The organism is Stenotrophomonas sp. GL_111 (assembly GCF_057835245.1).
Map to the genome: position 1 here is coordinate 3,048,852 of NZ_CM174421.1, position 17,825 is coordinate 3,066,676.

At 67.7% G+C, this 17,825-nt stretch carries 17 protein-coding genes; 7 read left to right on the forward strand and 10 right to left on the reverse strand.

Going from position 1 to position 17,825, the window contains the following annotated elements; all coding sequences use genetic code 11:
• Positions 1-118 precede the first annotated feature (118 nt).
• Positions 119-1,456, forward strand: coding sequence for a sigma-54 interaction domain-containing protein (locus AC3IPM_RS13620; protein WP_489300458.1), 1,338 nt, complete (start codon positions 119-121; stop codon positions 1,454-1,456).
• 10 nt (positions 1,457-1,466) lie between these two features.
• Here AC3IPM_RS13620 and AC3IPM_RS13625 read toward each other — a convergent pair whose 3' ends face one another.
• The 7 genes from AC3IPM_RS13625 to AC3IPM_RS13655 form a co-directional block, all read right to left on the reverse strand.
• Positions 1,467-2,783, reverse strand: a complete 1,317-nt coding sequence (locus AC3IPM_RS13625) for a transporter (RefSeq protein ID WP_489300459.1) — start codon at positions 2,781-2,783, stop codon at positions 1,467-1,469.
• A gap of 47 nt (positions 2,784-2,830) precedes the next feature.
• Positions 2,831-3,589 (reverse strand): hypothetical protein, encoded by a 759-nt coding sequence (locus AC3IPM_RS13630; protein ID WP_489300460.1) that lies wholly within the window; start codon positions 3,587-3,589, stop codon positions 2,831-2,833.
• An 8-nt stretch (positions 3,590-3,597) separates the two neighbouring features.
• On the reverse strand, positions 3,598-4,290 hold the full coding sequence (locus AC3IPM_RS13635; protein ID WP_489300461.1) for a C39 family peptidase: 693 nt from the start codon (positions 4,288-4,290) through the stop codon (positions 3,598-3,600).
• Between the two features lie 135 nt (positions 4,291-4,425).
• Positions 4,426-5,826: an adhesin gene (locus AC3IPM_RS13640; RefSeq protein ID WP_489300463.1), complete on the reverse strand. Its 1,401-nt coding sequence runs from the start codon at positions 5,824-5,826 to the stop codon at positions 4,426-4,428.
• A gap of 44 nt (positions 5,827-5,870) precedes the next feature.
• A complete protein-coding gene (locus tag AC3IPM_RS13645) occupies positions 5,871-6,509 on the reverse strand; it encodes a hypothetical protein (RefSeq protein WP_489300464.1) in 639 nt (212 codons plus the stop codon).
• On the reverse strand, positions 6,506-7,036 hold the full coding sequence (locus AC3IPM_RS13650) for a hypothetical protein (protein WP_489300466.1): 531 nt from the start codon (positions 7,034-7,036) through the stop codon (positions 6,506-6,508). Before AC3IPM_RS13650 ends, AC3IPM_RS13645 begins: the two co-directional genes overlap by 4 nt.
• Before the next feature lie 502 nt (positions 7,037-7,538).
• Positions 7,539-8,867 (reverse strand): dicarboxylate/amino acid:cation symporter, encoded by a 1,329-nt coding sequence (locus AC3IPM_RS13655; protein ID WP_489300467.1) that lies wholly within the window; start codon positions 8,865-8,867, stop codon positions 7,539-7,541.
• Between the two features lie 149 nt (positions 8,868-9,016).
• Between AC3IPM_RS13655 and AC3IPM_RS13660 the strand changes: the two genes are divergently transcribed.
• The 5 genes from AC3IPM_RS13660 to AC3IPM_RS13680 are packed head-to-tail and all read left to right on the forward strand — an operon-like array spanning position 9,017 to position 13,743.
• Positions 9,017-10,726, forward strand: a complete 1,710-nt coding sequence (locus AC3IPM_RS13660; protein WP_489300469.1) for an alkaline phosphatase — start codon at positions 9,017-9,019, stop codon at positions 10,724-10,726.
• Positions 10,726-11,283, forward strand: coding sequence for a WG repeat-containing protein (locus AC3IPM_RS13665; RefSeq protein WP_489300471.1), 558 nt, complete (start codon positions 10,726-10,728; stop codon positions 11,281-11,283). The genes AC3IPM_RS13660 and AC3IPM_RS13665 overlap by 1 nt, the downstream gene beginning before the upstream one ends.
• Before the next feature lie 8 nt (positions 11,284-11,291).
• The gene (gene tilS, locus AC3IPM_RS13670; protein ID WP_489300473.1) at positions 11,292-12,578 is read left to right on the forward strand and encodes a tRNA lysidine(34) synthetase TilS; all 1,287 of its coding nucleotides are present in this window, start codon (positions 11,292-11,294) and stop codon (positions 12,576-12,578) included.
• Positions 12,579-12,614: 36 nt separating this feature from the next.
• Positions 12,615-12,875: an exodeoxyribonuclease VII small subunit gene (locus tag AC3IPM_RS13675; RefSeq protein ID WP_489300475.1), complete on the forward strand. Its 261-nt coding sequence runs from the start codon at positions 12,615-12,617 to the stop codon at positions 12,873-12,875.
• Positions 12,865-13,743, forward strand: a complete 879-nt coding sequence (locus AC3IPM_RS13680) for a polyprenyl synthetase family protein (protein ID WP_489300476.1) — start codon at positions 12,865-12,867, stop codon at positions 13,741-13,743. The genes AC3IPM_RS13675 and AC3IPM_RS13680 overlap by 11 nt, the downstream gene beginning before the upstream one ends.
• Positions 13,744-13,841: 98 nt before the next feature.
• Here the strand turns inward: AC3IPM_RS13680 and AC3IPM_RS13685 are convergent, their stop codons facing one another.
• Both AC3IPM_RS13685 and pmbA read right to left on the reverse strand, forming a co-directional pair.
• Complete coding sequence (locus AC3IPM_RS13685) at positions 13,842-14,219, reverse strand: DUF4870 domain-containing protein (protein ID WP_489300477.1); 378 nt, start codon at positions 14,217-14,219, stop codon at positions 13,842-13,844.
• Between the two features lie 76 nt (positions 14,220-14,295).
• Positions 14,296-15,663, reverse strand: a complete 1,368-nt coding sequence (pmbA, locus tag AC3IPM_RS13690; RefSeq protein WP_489300478.1) for a metalloprotease PmbA — start codon at positions 15,661-15,663, stop codon at positions 14,296-14,298.
• 68 nt (positions 15,664-15,731) lie between these two features.
• Here pmbA and yjgA point away from each other — a divergent pair, with 68 nt between their 5' ends.
• Entirely contained in the window at positions 15,732-16,334 is a 603-nt protein-coding gene (yjgA, locus tag AC3IPM_RS13695; protein WP_489300479.1) for a ribosome biogenesis factor YjgA, read from the forward strand.
• Positions 16,335-16,375: 41 nt separating this feature from the next.
• Here yjgA and tldD read toward each other — a convergent pair whose 3' ends face one another.
• Positions 16,376-17,821 (reverse strand): metalloprotease TldD, encoded by a 1,446-nt coding sequence (tldD, locus tag AC3IPM_RS13700; RefSeq protein WP_489300480.1) that lies wholly within the window; start codon positions 17,819-17,821, stop codon positions 16,376-16,378.
• Positions 17,822-17,825: the final 4 nt, after the last annotated feature.

The following is a 17,825-nucleotide window of genomic DNA, read 5'->3' on the forward strand; positions in this document are numbered from 1 at the left end:
CCGCCGACTCGCCCCTGCCCGGCCCTGCCGCGCGGGCGCGGACCCGGACGTGGGGCGGAACGTCCGGGCAACCGCCAGTACCCCGAAGCCGCCCGAGATCCTTCCAACAAGGTGACGCATGGCGGCAGTCCCTGATTTTCCGGCACGGTGTGTGATCTGGTTCGGGCAGCCGCCCTCGGCGGAGCGCATGGCGCTGGCCGCGGCCGGCTGGCAGGTGCGCGGGGTCGCCAGCGACACCTGCGTGGCCATCGGCATGCGCGGCAATGACCAGGTGGTCGGCCTGCTCGACCTGCGCCAGGGCGTGCCCGACAACCTGGCCCATCTGCAGGCCCTGCTCGACGAGCACCGGCACATGGCCCTGCTGGCGATCCTGCCCGCCAACCCGCAGCGCGCGCCGGCCACGCTGGAACCGCTGTTGGCCGCCTGCGTGGCTACCTACACCGCACCGCTGGACCTGTCCCGGATGGTACTTCGGCTGCAGCAGCTGGCCGGTGACGCATCTGCACCGGTCGCCCACGGGCCGCAATCGCTGATCGGCGAGAGCGCGGTGCTGCAGGTCACCCGCGCGGCGATCCGCAAGTTCGCCCCGGTCGAACTGCCGGTGCTGATCACCGGTGAAACCGGCACCGGCAAGGAACTGGCGGCGCAGGCGCTGCACGCGCTGTCACCGCGGCACGCGCGCCCGTTCCTGGCGGTCAACTGCGGCGCCATCCCGGCCACGCTGGTGCAGTCCGAACTGTTCGGCCATGAGCGCGGCGCCTTCACCGGCGCGGCCAGCCGACGCCTGGGCCTGTTTGAAACCGCCACGGGCGGCACCGTGTTCCTGGATGAGATCGGCGACCTGCCGCTGGATGCGCAGACCAACCTGCTGCGCGTGCTGCAGGAAGGCACGATCGAGCGGGTCGGCAGCAACCGGCCGCTGCAGGTCGATGTCCGGGTATTGGCTGCCACCCATGTCGACCTGGAGCAGGCGGTGGAGCGCGGGCAGTTCCGACGTGATCTGTTCTACCGCCTCAACGTGCTGCGGCTGGCGCTGCCGCCGCTGCGCGAACGGGGCAGCGACATCGCGCTGCTGGCCCAGCATTTCCTCGACGACTTCCGCCATCGCCACGTCACACGTGCGCGCGGCTTCAGCCGCGAGGCCATCGCCGCCCTGGAGCGCTTCCGCTGGCCGGGCAACGTGCGCGAGCTGCTCAACCGTGTGCAGCGCGCGGCGATCGTCACCGATGGCGAGTTGATCGGTATCGCCGACCTGGAGCTGCTCCCGGCCGTGGCCGAGGTGCCGCAACGGCTGCTGCACGATGCACGTCAGGTGGCCGAACGCGAGATCCTGCTGCGCGCGCTGCGCCAGAGCGACTTCAACATCACCGCCTGTGCGCGCCACATGCAGGTCTCGCGGGTGACGGTGTACCGGTTGTGCCGCAAGCACCAGCTGGCCCTGCCCGAACTTCGCTGAGCACACGCGCTCACAGCATGTACGGCACCTTGAAGGCCAGGGTGAAGTCCGGCGCGTCCGGGGTCAGGCCGATCCCGAGCAGGGTGACCAGGGTGGTGTTCTGGTTGAGCGCATAGGTGATGCCCAGGTTGAGCGTGCCGGCATTGGCATCGCTGCCGATCACCTTGACCCACTGCCCATCCTTGAACCGGGTCGAGGCGCGCCCGCTGAGTTTGTCGCTGAAGGACAGGCTCAGGCTGGTGCGTTCGTTGAAGGCGAATGCGACGCCGGCCCCGAAGTAGTACGAGCCGCCCAGCTTCACGTCGCCCGGATTGACCGTGTCCGGATTGGAATCCAGGTCGCTGAAACCACGCGGGAAGGAATGGATGTAGCCGATGTTGGCGAACAGGATCGCCGGGTCGGCGGTCTTCACCGCCGACAGGCCGATGTTGGCCTGCCAGACCCCGTTGCCGGTGGGTTGTTGTACCGGCACGGCAAAGCGGATGAAGTCATCGTCATCGCGCTCCAGCACCTTCCAGTCCAGCCCATAGGGCGCGCGTCCGGTGGGTGCGGTCGCGCCAACGGTGAGCACGGTTTCCGGCCAGCGCCCATGCTCGCCGAACAGTTTGTAGTTGGCGCTCAGGCCGATGTCGCCGATGCCGTTGCCGTCGGTTTCTTCCTGCGCGATCGCCGCGGCCGAGCCGCCGGCACCGCCCTTCTGGTACACGGTCTTGCGCGCCAGGTAAGGCACGTCCAGGTTCAGGGTCAGGCGGGGGCTGACGCCCCAGCGCGCGGCCAGATTGTAGGTGAGCGTGTCGGACTCGACGTTCTCGATCGCGATGTTGCCCAGGAAGATCGCATCCAGCGCGAGGAAGCCGTTGAGGCTGATCTGTTTGCGGTCGTAGCGCGAGTAGGTGAGGCTGTTTTCCAGCGTGAAGCGACGGCTGAACAACGCCGCCTGCTGCTGCTTGACGTCATCCACGCTGCGCCGCGATGCCTGCTTGGCCTCGGCCGCTTCGGCAGCGCTGCTGGCATAGCCTTCGCCGCTGACCGGGGCCGCCGGCGTACCGGCAGGCAGGCCCTGCTGCGGCATCGCCGTGCCACTGCTGCCGGCCACCGGTGCGGTCTTGCCCGACAGCCGTGCCTGCATCGCCTGCACCTGCATGTCCAGTTCGCGCAGGCGGCGTACTTCCTGCGCATAGTTGGCCTTGAGTGTTTCCAGCTGCCCGATCAGCGCCTTGACGTCGGCCTCATCGGCCGCCGTCGGCGTCTGCGCATGCGCGCCTGCCGCGCTGATCAATGCCAGCGCCGCCAGCGCCAGCGGTGTTGCCCGTATCGAGGTGTGCATTGGCTTGGCCCACGGTTGTGTTCTCGCTCCCCCTGCCCGGCCGGGACTTACTGGCCGGGTCCCATGCCGACGCCGCGCGCCAGCGTCATCGCCTGCGCCACGTTCTGGCTCAGCGGAACATTGCTGGCCAGCGACTGCCGGACCAGGTCGATCTGCATGCGGTTGCTGACCGCCTGGCCGTCACTGGCCAGGGCGATGCTCTGTCCGACGCTGCCATTGCGGATCCACTGCTGGACCGCACCGACACCTTCAATCTGCAGCTGCACCCGGGCGGTGTTGCCGTCCAGTTGCGCCACCGCGCTGACCCCGCCCTGCTGGGCGCTGGCCAGGGTGCCGCTGCCGCCGGTCGTGGTCGGCGCACTGCCATCGCGCACGTTCAATTGCGTGGTGTTGTTGGCCAGGTTGCCGTCACCGGCTACCTGGATGCTCTGGGTCAGCCCGGCCACGTTCTGCAGGCCGCTGCTGTCCACGCTGCGTCCGGGGGTGACCGGCAGCGGCGCATCGGCGGCGGTGACCACCACGCTCGGCGTGAAGCTGATCTTCGGCGTCCCGCCCTTGCTGAAATCCATGCCCAGCGTCATCGCGCTCTGCGCGGCCTGGGCCCCGCTCTGCCACCGCGAAATCATGGTCACGCCAAACCACGCCACGCTGTTGCCGTTGACCGTATAACGCCCGCGCATCAGGTTCAGCTCGGGATCGGGTATCTCGCGCAGGCCCTTGCCGGGCCGGCCTTCATCGGCATGTGCCGCTGCCATCCCCAACAGGGTCAGCAACAGCACGCCGGGCGTCCACAGTGCGATGTTCATGGTGCCTCCTAGAACAGATCGGCATGGGTGAAGCCGAAATCCACCAACTCCGCGTCGGTGATCGGCCCTTGCCGGGCATACAGCGAGCGCGCACTTGGCCGCTCGCCAGGCTGCAACAGCACCGTGTTGCGATCGAAGTCACTGCCGATCACGACGAACACGGCGCGCGACGGCCACGCCTTGAGAAATTCACTGACGGTCAGGCTGCGGTTGCCCAGGATCGGGTCCGCCACGTCCACCAGATCCCCGCGGACCTGCTTGAGGACCACGAAATGGCGGAAGCCACGCACATCCATCAGCACCAGTCCGGGCACGCGCAGCGAGCGCAGGCGCTCTTCGTTGACGCGGTAGCCGCGCCCCCGCATGCCCATCGATTCCACATACCGCTTGATGTCCAGCAGCGAAAAACCCCGCTGGTGGACCAGTTGCGGGTCCGACACCCCCATCATCCCTTCGATCACCGTGCCTTCGTCGGCTTCCAGGTGATAGGCGTAACGCAGGATCGTGGCCAGTGCGGCCGCGCCACAGCTGTAATCGGTGTGCTGGCGCACCACGTTGCGGAAGCGTCGCTCCTGCATGCTCTCCACATGCTGGGTCAGCACCGCCCCGTTGGGCAGCACGCCGCTGAAGCCGATCTCGCCGGCACGCAGCGCGCCCAGCGGTGACAACAACAGGCAACAGCACAACGCACGGATCCACATCGGCCTGGCTCCAGCTGAGGAAGGAGCCCCTGCCCCAAAGGGGGAGAATGGGACAGGGGCCCCCGGGAGCCCGGCCATTGGCGGATGGCCGGGTTTGTTGCGCTCAACGCTTGCTGCTTGCGAAAACGGTCACGCTTACTCGCCGGTACCGCCACCGCCGCCGGTGGACGGCTGGGCCACGGCCAGGGCCAGGCTGTTGGCCTGCAGGTTGCCGGTACCCGCAGCCACGTTGGCCCCGATGTTGCCGGAGGCGCCGGAGAACGCACTGCCGGACAACGCCGCGGTGTTGGTGGCATCCACCGCCACCCAACGGGTGGTGGACACGGTGCCGCTCAGGCTCGCGTACAGATCGGCCACACCCAGTTCGACGAACCGGCTGGTGCCGCTCTCGTCGGTATCGAAGGCAATGCCGCCGACACCTTCGCGGTTCGGGTTCGCCGTCGCGTTCTGGATCTCGTTGTCCATGTCGATGTGCCCGGTGCTGTTGCCACCCGGGTGCGGAAGTTCACCACTCCAGGTATCCAGGTAGTAGTTGTCCTTCTGGTAGGCGCTGCCGCTGCCGCTGTAGGTGCCTGCGCCCACGGCCAGGGTGCCACCGGCCACGCGCCCACGCAGGCTGACGTTGACGGTATCGGTCATGGACTTCAGGTAACCCGCGTTGGCCACGGTGTTGCCCGTGGACACCTGGTTGGAGCTGATGCTGGAGGTGGCATAGGCACTGGTGGCCACCGAGGCAGCGAGCGCGTTCTTCTGCTCGTTGTTGTTGCCCGAGGCGACGTTGGCGCCGATGTTGCCGGACGCACCGCTGAACGCATTGCCGCCCAGGCCCGCGGCGTTGGTCACGCCGGAGTTGAGCGTGGTGTTGCCGGCGCCGTACTGGTTGACGAAGACCTCGGCGTCGGCCATGCCGAAGCTGAAGGAGGCATCGGCGGCCGACAGCGAGGCCGCGTTGTCCTGCGCGTTGTTGTCACCGGCGGCAACGTTGAAGCCGAGGTTGCCGGAGGCATCGGAGCCGACGTCATCGGCAATCGATGCACTGTTGGTGACCAGGCTGTTGCCCGCGTTGTTGTTGGTGATCGACTGACGGTTGTCGATGATCGCGATCGCCGCCGAATCCAGGTCGATCGAACCGGTGATTTCCGGATCGCCGGAGAAGTTGACGTCCGAACTCAGGCGCATGTCCTTCTCAAGATTGACATCGACGCCGTGGTTGTTCTTTTCCTTGCGCTCGTCAGCCTGGATGTTGCTGTGCTCGTTCACCGTGACATTGCGGTTGCGGGTCACGTTGCTGTTCACCGTGGTGTTGCTGGTGGAATTGTTGTTGGTGGTGTTGTTGTGGGTCCGGTTCCAGGTCCGCGAATCGGTGTCGGTATCGGTGTTGGTGTTGGTGCGCGTCTCGGTCACGTTGTGTACGTGGTTGATGTTGGCACTGCGGTTCTGGTCATCGCGATCATTGCCCCAGCCATTGGCGCCGGCTGATGCGGATGCGGCGGCAATGGCCAGCGCAAGTACGGTCCGTTTCATATTGGTGTTCATGGTGCCCTCTCTCTCATCACAGACAATCGGGTGGATGTGACTGCTCACGGGGTGGACTGCACCGAAATGCCCAACTGGTTAGCGGTGGCGTTGCCGGATCCCGCGATCTGATTGAGTTGCAGGACGCCGTCGAATCCCTGCAGCGCGGTGGCTTCCACCGCCACGCTGCGGGTTCCCGCCGGCCGACCGCTGTTGGCGGTGCCCTGCCCCCCTGCTGACGCAAGCGCCCCTGACGCGGCCAAGGCCTCGTCGTTCGACTCGCGTATGCCCTGTTGCGCCAGCGTGGCGGTCACGACGTTGAGCGTCGCGTTGCCGGTACCGCTGGCCTGATTGATCATGGCGATGCCACTGGCACCGTTCAGTGCCTGCCCGCCGATAGTGGCGCTGGCGTCCATCGCGCCGTCGCCGAGCGCCAGGTTGTCGGCCTGTCGCTGCTGTGCGTTCACGGCGATGCTGGCGTGCCCGCCGTTGGCGATGCCCAGCAGATTGGCCTGCTGGTTCAGATCGCCGGCCACCATGTTCACGGTGATGGCGCCGGTGGCGCCGGCCAGCGCACGGCCGTCGATGCGGCTGTGATTGAGATAGGACAACATCGCGGCGTAGTCATCGGCCTGCTGCGCGCACAGCGGCAGCGGACACAACGCGGCGACGACCAACCCCACGGACCACACGCGGCGGTTCATTTGCCCGGCCCGCCGGCAGGTTGCCCCAACGGGAACTGCGCCAACGCACCGCGCACCTGGTCGGCAATCCCGCGCGTCGCTCCGCCCACCGCGCCCATCGGCCCGCCGATGGCGCCACTGAGCTGGTTGCCGGACAACACACCGTTGTCGGTGGCCCCACCCAGCGCATGCGTCACCGTCGTGCCGGTGACACGCTCGATCGTGGTCGTCGCATGCACGCTGCCGGCACCGCTGTTGGAGCCCAGCGCGGCATAGTCATCGTCGCTGAGCTCATCCATCCCCGTCGACGTACCCAGCGCCTGCCCCACTTCGCGCTTGGGCGAAGGATCGGCGATCAACGCCACGCCCGGCGGCGCCGGCCGATACGCCGGCCGTGTCGGCACATCGCGCAGCAACACCATCTCACCCGGCTGCGCCTTCACCCCTTGGCGCGCACCGGATGCCTGCGCCACCGTCGGCAGCGCCATGACCAACGCCAGCGCCCAGACCCACGATGGTGTTTTCCTGTATTCGGCAACGCTGTCCATGGCGACCTCCCGGAAACATGCGGAGGGATAGAGCAGCATTCGTGCCAAGTGCAAGAGGCCTGCTGTTGCAGGGGATTACCCCTGTCGCAGGCGTCGTCTCGCAACAACCTTGTTACAGCTTCGTTGGAAATAACACGGTATGAACAAGCGCATCACACCCCGACAGGCCCGCTGCAGCTGGCGGCGGCGTGGGTGTATCGAAGGTGTTACACCACGCGTTACACCCTTTACGGTGCGCGGTCAGGTTTGGCCGCGAAGGGCGTTGCCAAGCATGGCTTGGCACTACCGAGCCGCTTCGGCTCTCCCGGATGCACCAACCCAGTGTGCGAGGTGCGGCGTGTGCGGGTATCCGGGACTGTCCACGACATGGATGTCGTGGACAAGCCTACAGGGACGTATTTACGGCGTGTCCCGGATACCCGCACACGTCGCACCTCTCCCAGGATGCCGCAGACGCCGCTGTTGCTGTTGCTGTTGCTGTTGCTGTTGCTGTTGCATGCACTCAGGACGAGCGTTTCTCCAACTCGTCCACGCCCAGGTTGGTCGACGGATTGTCGTATACCGCCTGGTCCAGCAACCCGGTTTCCTTGGCCACCAGCACCGGCACCAGCATCTGCCCCGTCACGTTCGTCATCGTCCGCATCATGTCCAGAATGCGGTCGATCGCGTACAGATAACCGATCGTCTCCAGTGGCAGGTTCGCCGCGCTCAAGACCACCGTCGCCATCACCACTGCCGTACCCGGTACACCGGCCGTACCGAAACTGCCCAGCACCGAGGCGATCAACACCACGATGTACTGCTCCGGCGTCAACGGCACCCCCGTGTACTGCGCGATGAACACCGCACACAGCGCCGGATAGATCGCCCCGCAGCCGTCCATCTTGATACTCGCCCCAAGCGGCACCGCGAACGAGGCGTAATCCTTGTTCACCCCCAGGTTGTGCGTGATCGAACGCATCGCCGCGGGCATCGCCGCAAAGCTCGACGAACTCACGAACGCCACCTGCATTCCCGGCGCCGCGCCGCGGAAGAACTTCAACGGGTTCAACCCGTGCGCCAACAGCAGGCTGCCGTACACCACCACGATATGCAGCGCGCACGCCACATACAGGGCCAGCACGAAATTGCCCAGCGGCAGCAGCTTCTCGAACCCATAGCTGCCCACCAGCCCGGCGATCAGACCGAACGTCCCCAGCGGCGTCATCTCCAGCACGAAGCGCGTCACCTGGATCATGATCTCGCTCATCTGCCCGGTCAGCTTGCGCGCCTCGGCGACCTTGTCGCCCAGCTTCACCATCGCAAAACCCAGCAGGCCGGCAAAGAAGATCACCGGCAGGATCGACCCCCGCCCCGCCGCCAGCACCGTCTCACCGGCCGCATTGACCCGGGTCCCGATCCCGCTCAGCGCATAGAACACGTTGGACGGCACCACATCCATCAGCACCTTCACCACGCTGGGCACTTCGCGCGGCGTATAGCCGTGGTCCATGCTCAGGCTCAGGTTGCCCGTGCCCGGCTGCATGATCGTGCCCACCGCCAGCCCCACGCACACGGCCAGCGCCGCGGTGATGATGAACCACAGGAACGTCCGCCCGCCCAGCGCCGCCACCGACTTCTGCCCGTGCAGCGAGGAGATCGCATTGATCACCGCGAAGAACACCAGCGGCACCGCGATCATCTTGATCAGCGTCACATACAGATCGCCGAGCGGACCGAACCACACTTCCGCGGCCGGGCCCAGCAACCAGCCGGCCAGCGCACCCAGCACGAAGCCGCCCAGCACGCGTTGCCAGAACGGAATCCGCAACCACGCAGAGACCAGCTTCATGAGCATTCCAGAGAGGATTTGACAGCTAGGCACCTTAGCCCAAGCCGGCCCGGGGAACGAGACGCACACGGAAAATCAGCGTGTCATCGGCGTGCCTTGCGGCATTCTGCATAATGAACGCCCGTTTCACCTATGAGATATGCCTGCCCATGTCCCGTTCCACGTCCCTGGTGGCGGCCATCGCCGCCACCCTGCTGCTCGGCGCCTGCGCCAGCACCTCTCCCGCCTCCAGCGCCTCGGGCGCGGTCGTGGTCGACGTCCCCGCCGTGGCCCACCCGGCCGGTGAAACCCCCCAGTGGTGGTACCGCAGCGGCGCCGCCCGGGCCGCCGGCAGCGGCGCCATGGACGGCAAGGCCAAGAACGTGATCCTCTTCCTGGGTGACGGAATGAGCCTCACCACCGTGGCGGCCGCGCGGATCTTCGAAGGCCAGCGCAACGGCAACCCCGGTGAAGAGAACCTGCTGTCCTGGGAGCGCTTCCCGGCCACCGCCTTCAGCAAGACCTACAACACCGACTCGCAGACCCCCGATTCGGCCGGCACCATGACCGCCATCACCACCGGCGTGAAGACCCACATGGGCGCCATCGGGGTCAGCGCGGGCACCCGCAACGACTGCGCCGACAGCTTGAACAAGGGCCTGTTGACCTGGCTGCAGCTGGCCGACAGCGCCGGCATGGCCACCGGTGTGGTCACCACCGCCCGCCTCACCCATGCCACCCCGGCCGCTACCTACGCCCACTCGCCCGAGCGCAACTGGGAAAGCGATGCCGACCTGTCCGCCGAGGCCAAGGCGGCCGGCTGCACCGACATCGCCCAGCAGCTGCTGTCCACCGCGCGCTACGGCCGTGGCCCGCTGGTGGCCTTCGGTGGTGGCCGTGCCCAGTTCACCAATGTCGAAGAACGCGACCCCGAGTACGACGACAAGGTCGGCCAGCGCCTGGACGGGCGCAGCCTGGTCAGCGAATGGCAGCAGGCCCACCCGCAGGGCGCCTATGTCTGGAACGCCAAGCAGTTGCAGGCTGCCGCCAAGGCTCCGGCCATCCTCGGCCTGTTCGAGCCGGACCACATGCGTTACGAGATCGAGCGCAAGGACGACCCGTCCGGCGAGCCCAGCCTGGCCGAACTGACCCAGGCCGCCATCGCCAACCTGTCCCGGCACCAGGAAGGCTATGTGCTGATGGTCGAAGGCGCCCGCATCGACCACGCCAACCACAGCGGCAACGCCTACCGCGCCCTGACCGACACCGTTGCGCTGTCCGATGCCGTGCGTGCCGCCGTGGAGGCCACCTCCGACCAGGACACCCTGATCATCGTCACCGCCGACCACTCGCACACGCTCAACTTCGTGGGCTACCCGGCGCGCGGCAACGCGATCCTGGGCAAGGTCAAGGACAAGGGCGGCGAAGACGGTGCCGGCCAGCTTGACGTCGCCCGCGACGGGCTCGGCCTGCCGTTCACTACGCTCAGCTACGCCAACGGCCCCGGCTACACCGGCGCCACCAACCAGCAGCCGGCCGGGCCAAAGCGCTACCCGCACAACCCGAGCAGCTTCGAGGCCGCCAGCGGTCGTCCCGACCTCAGCCACGTGGACACCGAAGACCCGGACTACATGCAGGAAGCGCTGGTCCCGACCAAGAGCGAAACCCACGGCGGCGAAGACGTCGGCATCTGGGCGCGCGGCCCCGGCAGCAAGGCGGTACGCGGCACCATGGAACAGAACACGATCTACCACATGATCGTGCAGGCCACCCCGCGTCTGCGTCAGCGCCTGTGCCAGGCCGGCACCTGCGATGCCAAGGGTGTGCCGGTGGACCTGCCCAAGCCGACCGCCTTCGAGCGCAAGGCCGACGCCAACTGATGGCAGCCGTGCCCACGCAGGCAGGCACCCGGGGCCGGGTTCGGTCCCTGCTGCTGGTCGCCGGGCTGCTGGCAAGTGCCAGTGCGTGGGCCGCAGGTGCCGACTGCCAGGCCCTGACCGAGGAGGACGGCCTGCAACCGCTGCAGGGCTGCCACTTCATCGACGGACGCCTGCAGCTGGACGCCAACGCGCTGGCGGCACTGCCCTACGACCAATACGGGCTGGCCGCGGTACACACCGCGGATGGCTACCACTACGTCAAGGCCGACGGCCGGCAGCTGCCGGTCATCACCTTCGACAACGGGCCGGATTACGTGGTGGAAGGACGCTTGCGGGGTCGCATCGGCACGCGCATCGGCTATTTCGATACCGAACTGCATCAGGCGTTTCCAGCCACCTTCGACTTCGGCTGGGCCTTCGATGCGGGCGTGGCCCGGGTCTGCAATGGCTGCGTGCGCGGCATGCCGGACGACCATGGCCACATCGCCATGGTCGGCGGCACCTGGTACCGGATCGACCGCAACGGCCGGCCCGCCTACGACATCGCCCCGCCGTGACCGGCGCCATGGCCCCCCTGCTTCCCGCTGCGCCCGCGTCGCCCACGCCGGTGCTGGTCGGCTTCAGTGGTGGACTGGATTCCACCGTGCTGCTGCACTGGCTCGCCCAGTCACCGGCGCAACGTGCAGCCGGCCTGCGTGCGCTGCATGTGCATCACGGGCTGCAGGCCGTCGCCGACGACTGGGTCGACCACTGCCGCGCGCTGTGTACCGCCTGGGGCATCGCGCTGCAGGTGATCCATGTCGACGTCGCACGCGACAGTGGCCAAGGGCTGGAGGCGGCGGCACGCCATGCCCGCCGCGACGCGTTCGCCAACACCCTGCAACCCGGTGAACTGCTGGCCCTGGCCCACCACCGCGACGACCAGGCCGAGACTTTCCTGCTGCGTGCCCTGCGCGGCTCGGGCGTGGATGGGCTGGCCGCGATCAAGCCGCAGGCCGCGTTCGCCGCCGGCCACGTCTGGCGTCCATTGCTGCATCATCCGCGTAGCGATCTGCTCGCGTATGCGCGCGCCCACGACCTGCGCTGGATCGAAGACCCCAGCAATGCGCGCGACGATGCCGACCGCAACTTCCTGCGCCTGCACGTGCTGCCACTGCTGCAGCAGCGCTGGCCACAGGCCGATGCCGCGTTCGCCCGCAGTGCAGCGCTGTGCGCGCAATCGCAGCGCCTGCTGGAGGTCTCCGATCGCGACCTGCTGCGCCGCTGCACGGTAGCGCCGGGCGTGCTCGACAGCGCCCGTTTGTTGAAACAACCACGCGAACGTCGCGCGCGCCTGCTGCGTCGCTGGGTGCGCCAATGCGGGTTGCCGCCGCTGCCGTCCTCCGGCATCGAAGCAATCGAACGCGACCTGCTGCCGGCCGCCCCCGATGCCGATGCCCAGTTCGCCTGGCAGGGCGCGCGCATCCGCCGCTGGCGTGGCGAGCTGCACCTGCTGTCCACCACCTTGGCGCTGCCGCCGCATTGGAGCGTGCACTGGGATGGACGCGCGCCGCTGGCGCTGCCCGATGGGGGCCAGCTCGAACTGATCGGCGCCAAGCGCCTGCGCACTGCCCTGCAGGTCAGCGCACGCCGCGGCGGTGAGCGCATCCAGCTGCCCGGCCGCACCCATTCACATGCGCTCAAGGACCTGCTGCAGCAAGGCGGCTTGCCGCCCTGGCAGCGCCGCCAGCTGCCGTTGCTGTTCGACGGCGAGGTGCTGATGGCGGCCGGCGACCGGGTCATCGCCGCACCGTTGCAGCAGTGGCTGGATGAACACAACGCCCGCCTGCACTGGACCCCGGGCGCGGCGTGAATTGACCCCGCCGGATTGGCGCATCACACTTGTCCCATGCCCAAGAAGTCCCCCAACGAAACCTCCCCGGTCGCCCACTTCGAGCAGTCGCTGGAAGAACTGGAACAGCTGGTGGAGAAGATGGAAACCGGCGACATGAGCCTGGAACAGTCGCTCAGCGCCTACGAGCGCGGCGTCGGGCTGTACCGCCAGTGCCAACAGGCGCTGGAACAGGCCGAGCTGCGTGTGCGCCTGCTCAGCGATCCAGCCCAGCCCGACACCGCCGTAGCGTTCGATCCGCCCAGCCATGACGGTTGAGGCCACGTTCGCGCGTTGGCGCGATCGTATCGAAAGCCAGCTCGACGCCAGCCTGCCTTCCCCCGAACATGCCCCGCAGCGCCTGCACCGGGCGATGCGCTATGCCGTGCTCGGCGGCGGCAAACGCATGCGTCCATTGTTGGTGTACGCCAGCGGCCAGGTGTTCGGCGCCGATGAGCATGCGCTGGATGCGCCGGCGATGGCGGTGGAACTGATCCACGCCTATTCGCTGGTGCACGACGACCTGCCGGCGATGGACGATGACGCCCTGCGTCGCGGCCGCCCCACTACCCACATCGCCTTCGATGAAGCCACTGCGATTCTCGCCGGCGATGCCTTGCAGACTCGTGCCTTCGGCCTGCTGGCCGATGCCGCGCTGCCGGCGATACTGCGCGTGCACTGCCTGCAGACCCTGACCCACGCCTCTGGCGCGGCCGGCATGTGTGGCGGCCAGGCGTTGGACATCGACGCCACCGGCCACCTGCAGCCGCTGGCCGACCTGCAGCGCATGCATGCCTTGAAGACCGGCGCGCTGATCCGCGCCGCGGTGCGCATGGGCGCGCTGTGCGGCGACGCGCCGCAGCACGACCTGACCCAGCTGGATGATTTCGCCCATGCACTGGGCCTGGCGTTCCAGGTACGCGATGACATCCTCGATGTCGAAGCCAGCTCGGAGCAGCTGGGCAAGACCGCCGGCAAGGACCAGGCCCAGGAAAAGTCGACCTTCCCCGCCCTGCTCGGCATGGACGGCGCCAAGGCCGAACTGGCCGCGCTCAGCCAGCGCATGCACGATGGTCTGGCCGGGTACGGCGAACACGCCGATGCGCTGCGTGCGCTGGGGCGGCTGGCGGTGGAACGCGATCATTGATGCTGCGGTGATCGACCCACGGTCAATCGCTACACGCGATACAAAATGAAAACGCCCGGCGTTGGCCGGGCGTTTTTTTATCACGCGTGCGGCTGGGATTACTTGATCAGGCGCAGGGTGAACGGGTAACGGTAGGCTTCGCCGTTGTTGGCCTTCACGGCGGCGATGATGCAGAACACGATGTTCAGCACACCCACCAGCGGGGCCAGCAGGCCGCCGATGATGACGATCATCAGCACGAAGCAGATCAGCATCGCGATGGTGATGGTGATCTGGAAGTTCAGTGCTTCCTTGGCCTGGTCGGTGACGAAGGACTTGCTGCTGTCGTCCTTGTTGATCATCCAGATGATCAGCGGGCCGATGAACCAGGTGAAGATACCCAGCAGGTGGGCCACCAGCGCCATGGTGCGCTGTTCGGCCGGGGCCACGCCGGTCGGCGGCGGCGGCGGGGCGGTGACGTTTTCGAATTCGCTCACGTGAAACTCCTTGTCCGTTGTGTGGGTGATGCGTGGCAGGCTCCCCGCCTGCCATGAGCAGCCGGAATAGGATACGTCAATCGTTGCCCGCTACGGTCATCCGGCCGACCAGAATCGAGCCGACCTGCACATGCGAGCGCGGGTCGATGTCACCGCCGACCGCTTCGATGCTGGCGAACATGTCCTTGAGGTTGCCGGCGACCGTGATGCCGTCCACCGGGTAGCTGATCTCGCCGTTCTCCACCCGGAAGCCGCCCGCCCCGCGCGAGTAGTCGCCGGTGATGCTGTTGACGCCCTGCCCCATCAGTTCGGTGACCAGCAGGCCGTCGCCCATCTGCCGCGCGATCGCGGCCAGGTCCCCGGCATTGGCGCTCACCTTGAGGTTATGCACGCCACCGGCATTGGCGGTGGTCGGCAGGCCCAGCTTGCGCGCCGAATAGCTGCCCAGCACATAGCGCTGCAGCACACCGTCGGTGATCAAGGCTGAATTGCGGGTGGCCACGCCATCGCCATCAAACGCGGCCGAGCGCAGGCCGCGGCGCAGCAGCGGCAGTTCCTCGATGGCGAACCAGTCCGGGAACAAGCGGGTGCCCACGCTGTCCAGCAGGAAGCTGGCGCGGCGGTACAGCGCGCCGCCGGACACGGCACCCAACAGATGGCCGATCAGCGAACGCGCCACCTCCGGCGAATACAGCACCGGCATCTGCGCGGTCGCCATCGAACGCGGCTGCAGCCGGGCCACGGTGCGTTCGGCGGCGCGGCGGCCGATCGCCGCCGGCGACTCCAGGTCTTCACGGGCCAGCGCGCTGCTGTACCAGCCGTCGCGCTGCATGCCATCGCCCTGCCCGGCGATCAGCGCGCAGCCGATCGAATGGTGGCTGCTGCGCTCGCGCCCGATGAAGCCGTGCGAGTTGGCGTACACCGACAGGCTGGTGGCGGTGGCCGCCGAGGCGCCATCGGAATTGCTGATCCGCGGGTCCACCTCGCGCCCGGCCGCTTCGCAGGCCAGGGCCAGGTCCACTGCCTGGTCGGCGCCCAGTGCCCAGGGGTGCCAGCCGTCCAGCTCGGGGAACTCGCGGGCCATCAGGGCCGCCTCGGCCAGGCCGGCGGCCTCGTCGTCCTCGGTATGCCGGGCAATCGCACAGGCCTGGGCCACGGTCGACTCCAGGCTGCCGTCCTGCAGGTCGGCGGTGCTGGCACTGCCCTTGCGCTGGCCGAAGTAGACGGTCACCGCAATGCCGCGGTCGCGGGTCGATTCGACCGTCTCGACCTCGCCCAGGCGCACATTCACATCCAGCCCGCGCTCTTCACTGCAGCTGACCTCGGCCTGGGTCGCGCCCATGGCCTGGGCCCGCTCCAGCAGGCGCTGGGAGATATCGGCCAGCTGCTCCAGGCGCTGCAGGCTGTCGTCGGCCGGGGAGACTTCAGGGGAGATCACGTTCAATGCTTTATCCTGTACGGGTGAGTGCCCGGCGCAACGCGGGGCACAGTTCTGGATGTGGAAATAAGACGATGCGCGGACGCGACGAAGATACCGGTGAATTCCTTGACATCAGCCGTAGCCAGAACCGCCGGGACGCACTGGACGTGCTGGCCCTGGGCGAGAAGCTGGTGTCGCTGACCCCGGCCCAGCTGGCCCGCGTGCCGGTGCCTGAAGACCTGCTGCCGCACATCGCCGAGGCCAAGCGGATCACCGCTCATATCGCGCACAAGCGCCAGCTGGCGTTCCTGGCCAAGCATATGCGCCGCGAGGATGACGCCACCCTGGATGCGATCCGCGATGCGCTGGATGTGAACAGCGATACCTCGCGCCGTGAAGTGGCCGCCATGCACCGCGTCGAAGACTGGCGCGAGCGTCTGATGAAGGACGGCGACAAGGCGCTGGGCACGCTGCTCGACGAATACCCGCAAGCTGACCGCCAGCAGCTGCGCACGCTGGTGCGCAACGCCCAGGCCGAACGCGCCAAGAACAAGCCGCCGCGTGCCTTCCGCGAGATCTACCAGGTGCTGCGTGCGTTGATCCTGCCGGCCGCGCTGGGCCTGGATGGCGCCGAGGCGACCGACGCCGAAGTCGACGTCGCCGCACACGACAGCGACGAGAACGCCGACGACTGAGTCGCGTCGGCGGCGGTGCGCGGGCGCGGGCATCACGCGGCTCAGGCCTGGGTACCGCCCACGGTGATGCCATCGATGAGCAGCGAGGGCTGGCCCACGCCCACCGGCACGCTCTGGCCATCCTTGCCGCAGATGCCTACGCCCTGGTCCAAGGCCAGGTCGTTGCCGATCATGCGTACCTTCTGCATGGTTTCCGGGCCGTTGCCGATCAGGGTCGCGCCCTTCACCGGCGCGGTCACCTTGCCGTCCTCGATCAGGTAGGCCTCGGTGGCCGAGAACACGTATTTGCCGCTGGTGATGTCGACCTGGCCGCCACCGAAGTTCACCGCATACAGGCCGCGCTTGACCGAACGGATCATCTCTTCCGGATCGTGCTGGCCTGCCCGCATGTAGGTATTGGTCATGCGCGGCATGGTCATGTGCGCGAACGATTCGCGGCGGCCATTGCCGGTCGGGGCGACGCCCATCAGGCGCGCATTGAGCGAATCCTGCATGTAGCCGACCAGGATGCCGTCCTCGATCAGCGTGGTGCACTGGGTCGGATGGCCCTCGTCATCGATGTTGAGCGAGCCACGGCGGCCGTCCAGGGTGCCGTCATCGACGATGGTCACGCCCGGGGCGGCCACGCGCTCGCCGATGCGCCCGGCGTAGACGCTGGTGCCCTTGCGGTTGAAGTCGCCTTCCAGACCGTGCCCGACCGCCTCGTGCAGCAGCACGCCGGGCCAGCCCGGGCCGAGCACCACGGTCATCACCCCGGCCGGGGCCGGGATCGCCTCCAGGTTCACCAACGCCTGGCGCAGCGCTTCGCGCGCATAGCCCTCCGGGCGCCCGTCGGCGAACAGTTCCTCGTAGCTGTAGCGGCCACCACCACCGGAATAGCCGGATTCACGGCGGCCATGCTGCTCCACGATCACCTGCACGTTCAAGCGCACCAGCGGGCGGATGTCGGCGGCCAGCACGCCATCGCTGCGCGCGATCAGCACCGTGTCCACACCGCCGGACAGGCTCACCATCACCTGCTGCACGCGCGGGTCGGCCGCGCGCAGGTAGCGGTCCAGGCGCTTGAGCACCTCGACCTTGACCTCGTTGCCGATCCCGTCGATCGGGTCCAGTGCGGGGTACAGCGCGCGCCCGGCGCCCTTCACCAGCGAGCGGGCCGACTGCGCCCCACCCTCCCGCGAGATCGCGCGGGCCGATTGCGCCGCGGCCAGCAGCGCGTCGCTGTGGATGTCGTCGGAGTAGGCGAAGCCGGTTTTCTCACCGGCGATGGCGCGCACGCCCACGCCCTGCTCGATCGAGTGCGCACCGTCCTTGACGATGCCGTCTTCCACGCTCCAGCTTTCACGCCGGGCGTGCTGGAAATACAGGTCACCAAAATCGATCCCCGGCCCCAGCAGGGTGCCGAAGGTGCGTTCCAGGCCGCTGGCATCCAGCCCGGCGGGCAGCAGCAGGCGGTCTTGGGCGAGAGTGAGTGCGTTGTCGGTCATGGTC